At 71.5% G+C, this 3,566-nt stretch carries 5 protein-coding genes; 3 read left to right on the top strand and 2 right to left on the bottom strand.

Annotated features, from left to right (window positions below; genetic code table 11):
• On the bottom strand, positions 1–196 hold a 196-nt coding region (locus M3N57_13745; protein ID MDP9023731.1), incomplete at its 3' end, for a hypothetical protein.
• 158 nt (positions 197–354) lie between these two features.
• Here M3N57_13745 and trxB point away from each other — a divergent pair.
• The 3 genes from trxB to M3N57_13730 all read left to right on the top strand — a co-directional run bounded on the left by trxB (position 355) and on the right by M3N57_13730 (position 2,889).
• On the top strand, positions 355–1,317 hold the full coding sequence (gene trxB / locus M3N57_13740) for a thioredoxin-disulfide reductase (GenBank protein ID MDP9023730.1): 963 nt from the start codon (positions 355–357) through the stop codon (positions 1,315–1,317).
• 68 nt (positions 1,318–1,385) lie between these two features.
• A complete protein-coding gene (trxA, locus tag M3N57_13735; GenBank protein MDP9023729.1) occupies positions 1,386–1,709 on the top strand; it encodes a thioredoxin in 324 nt (107 codons plus the stop codon).
• Between the two features lie 88 nt (positions 1,710–1,797).
• On the top strand, positions 1,798–2,889 hold the full coding sequence (locus M3N57_13730) for a peptidoglycan-binding protein (GenBank protein MDP9023728.1): 1,092 nt from the start codon (positions 1,798–1,800) through the stop codon (positions 2,887–2,889).
• Positions 2,890–3,132: 243 nt separating this feature from the next.
• On the opposite strand, the gene M3N57_13725 is transcribed toward M3N57_13730, so the two are convergent.
• On the bottom strand, positions 3,133–3,566 hold a 434-nt coding region (locus M3N57_13725; protein ID MDP9023727.1), incomplete at its 5' end, for an HNH endonuclease.

Genomic DNA, 3,566 nt, shown 5'->3' with positions numbered 1-3,566 from the left:
CCCCAGCGGCTCCCGCCTTGACCAGCTGGCGCGGCTTGCCGCGCGCGCGGGCGCCGCGCGCCTGCCGGGCGCACCGTGGGCACTTCTGCCCGACGGGGGTGGCGACGGCACAGCGGTGGCAGACCGGATCACCGCACGCCGAGCAGGCCAGGCGGGTCTCCTCGCCCGGGTGGCGGGTGCAGGTGGTCGTGGGCATGGCCGGCTCGAGCACGAACGGTGCGGCAGCAGAGGCCGCAGCGTACCGGTGGACGTCACCGTCGATCTCGGGCTGTCCGTCACCGGGCGGTGACGGGAAGGCCGGGCCGGAGCGACGGGTTACGCTGCACCGAACGAGGTCTGGGAGGAGGACATCGGATGGCCGGCGACGGATCCCGTGACGTCTCCCAGACCCGCGACGTCATCATCATCGGGGGTGGTCCGGCCGGGTTGACGGCCGCGCTGTACGCCGCCCGCGGCAACCTGAGGCCGCTGGTGATCGAAGGTGTCCAGGCGGGAGGCCCCACCGGCGGGCAGCTGACGTTGACCACGGACGTCGAGAACTACCCGGGCTTCCCCCAGGGGATCGACGGTCCGAAGCTCGTCCAAGACATGCGCGCCCAGGCGGAGCGGTTCGGCGCCAGCTACCTCACCGACGACGCCTCTGAGGTCGACCTGTCACGGCGGCCGTTCCGGGTCGTCGTCAACGACGGGGTGTTCTTCGCCCGCGTCGTCATCGTCGCGACCGGCGCGCGCCCCAAACGGCTGAACGTCCCCGGCGAGGACCGGCTGTGGGGAGCGGGTGTCTCGGCCTGCGCGACGTGTGACGGGTTCTTCTTCCGCGACCAGCACGTCGTCGTGGTCGGAGGTGGCGACTCCGCCATGGAGGAAGCCACGTTCCTGGCGAAGTTCGCCGAGAGGGTGACGGTGATCCACCGTCGTGACGAGCTGCGCGCCTCGAAGGTGATGGCCGAACGCGCCTTCAAGAACGACCGCGTCGATTTCCTGTGGAGCACCACGGTGCAGGAGGTCCTCGGCGACGGCACCGTGTCCGGGGTGCGACTCGAGGACACCACCACCGGAGACCAGCACGAGTTCGGGTGCCAAGGCGTGTTCCTCGCCATCGGCCACATCCCCAACACGTCGTTGTTCGAGGGCCAGCTCGACATGGATCCAGGCGGTTACCTCCTCGTCGACGAACCGAGCACCGCCACCAGCGTCTCGGGCGTGTTCGCCTGCGGCGACGCGGTGGACGCCGTGTACCGGCAGGCGGTCACGGCTGCCGGCACCGGGTGCCGCGCCGCGATCGACGCGGAGCGCTACCTGGCCGCCCTCGAGTGAACAGCGCCGGGGCGGAATGGTGCCGTGGACGGTCGTGTTGACTGGCGCAGACGACAAGGAGCGAACGTATGGCGACGACGGCGGTGACCACCGCTGAGTGGACGGCGGAGGTCCTCGAGGCCGACCGGCCGGTGCTGGTCGACTTCTGGGCCGAGTGGTGCGGCCCGTGCCGGATCATCGCACCGATCGTGGACGAGATCGGCACGGAGCACAGCGACACCCTGAAGGTGGTCAAGCTCAACGTCGACGAGAACCCGCAGGTCGCCCGCCAGTACGGCGTGATGTCGATCCCGACGCTGATCGTGTTCCAGGACGGGCAGATCGCCAAGCGCCTGGTCGGAGCCAAAGGCAAGCAGGCCCTCCTCGGAGACCTGCAGGAGTTCATCGCCTGACCGTGGCGGCGCCCGCCCCCCACCGGTCGTCGCCACGTTGGACGGTCGGCATCGCTGACGCGATCGCAGTGACCGTAGGCTGCGCAGGATGGAAACCATCGGACGCCACGCCGCCGGCCCGGCGGTGCGTGACATCCAGCTGCGCCTGGTGGACCTCGGCTACTCGTGCAGCGACGACGAACCAGCGGAGTTCGGCCCGGGCACCGAGGCGGCGGTGCGCGCGTTCCAGCAGCAGCGCGGCCTGACCGCCGACGGGCTGGTCGGTCCCGACACCTGGCGGGCGCTGGTCGAGGCCGGACGGAGCCTCGGCGACCGCCGCTTGTACCTCACCGACCCGATGCTCCGCGGCGACGACGTCAAGGAGCTGCAGCGGCGGCTGAACCGGCTGGGTTTCGACGCCGGGTACGAGGACGGGGTGTTCGGTCCGCAGACCGCCGAGGCGGTCCGCGACTTCGAGCTCAACGCGGGGCTCCGCGTCGACGGTATCGCCGGTCGTGAGGTCATCGAGGCGGTGCGACGCCTGCACCGCCAGCACCAGTCCGCTCCCGCAGCCACCGTCCGGGAGCGGGAGGCGCTGCGGCGGGCGCCCCGCCGCCCGTCGCTGGCCGGGGCGCGGATCCTGGTCGACCCCGGGCACGGTCCCGACGAGCCCGGGTTCGAAGGGCACGGTGGGGTCCGTGAGCACCACATCAGCTGGCAGATCGCCAACCGGCTCGCAGGGCGCCTGCTGGCCCGCGGGGTGAGCGTCACCCTGTCACGGGGCCCGCGAACGACCCCGTCGAAATCCGAGCGTGCCCGGCTGGCCAACGACGAGCAGGTCGACCTGATCCTGTCGATCCACCTCAACGGGGCGGACTCGGACGCCGCTCACGGCACCGCCGCGTACTACTTCGGCGACGGGGAGTTCGAGTCGGAAGCCGGCCGAGAACTGGCGGAGTTGGCGGTCGGCGCGATCGTCGAGCAGATCGGGACGCTGCACTGCCGCTGCCATCCGTCGGCGTCAGCGCTGCTGCGCGAGTCGCGAGCTCCTGCCGTGATCATCGAGCCGGGGTTCCTCACCCATCCGCAGGAAGGACGGCGCCTGGAGCAACCGCGCTTCCAGGACGGCATCGCCGAAGCGCTCACCGAGGCGGTCACGACCTTCCTGACCGACCAGCGGGCGTGGGCCGCCGCGGGATGACCGCGAGCCAGCGTGGCGCGGCCGTGACCGACCAGCGCTCGGCTCGTCATGGTGCTCTTGGTCGCGAACGGGCGGCGGGTCGAACCGAGGGAACTCCCGAAGTGCTTCGAGACGTGGCCGCAGCCCGCGGGCGGTGTCGCTTGGCAGGCTGCGGGTAACCCGGAGGGACTGCAGCTCTCGAGCGCAGCCCGCGCGAGTTCGACGCGCGGCATGGTTACAGGTTGGGGGGTTGGACCCGGAGGGTCAGGTGGGTGGTGGTCGGATGATGTGTCGCTGGTCGGGGGTGGTGAAGGTGACGGTGTTGTCGGGGTTCCACCGGGCCTTCCAGCCGCCTTCGTGGACGAGCTGGTGGCAGTGGTAGCACAGCAGCACGAGGTTGTTGAGGTCGGTTGGGCCCAGGTCGGTCCACCGCACGCAGTGGTGGGCGACGCACAGGTGGGCGGGCGCCCCGCAGCCGCGGCAGGCTTTGTCGCGCACGAGCAGGCAGTCGCGCTGGGCGATGGTCGGGTCGCGGGTGGTGCGCCCAACATCGATCGGGACCGACGCGCCAGCGAGCACGACCGGGACGAGGTTGGCGTCGCAGGCCAGCCGGCGGGCGGTCTCGGCGCAGATCGGGCCGGTGTGGCCCAGGCGGGCGTTGGCCGGGGCGCCGGCGGCCTTGCGCAGGGTGGCCAGGT

Source organism: Actinomycetota bacterium, assembly GCA_030776725.1.
Lineage (GTDB): Bacteria > Actinomycetota > Nitriliruptoria > Nitriliruptorales > JAHWKO01 > JAHWKW01.
The sequence above is the reverse complement of the archived record's forward strand: the minus strand, read 5'-3'. Positions and strand labels throughout refer to the sequence as shown.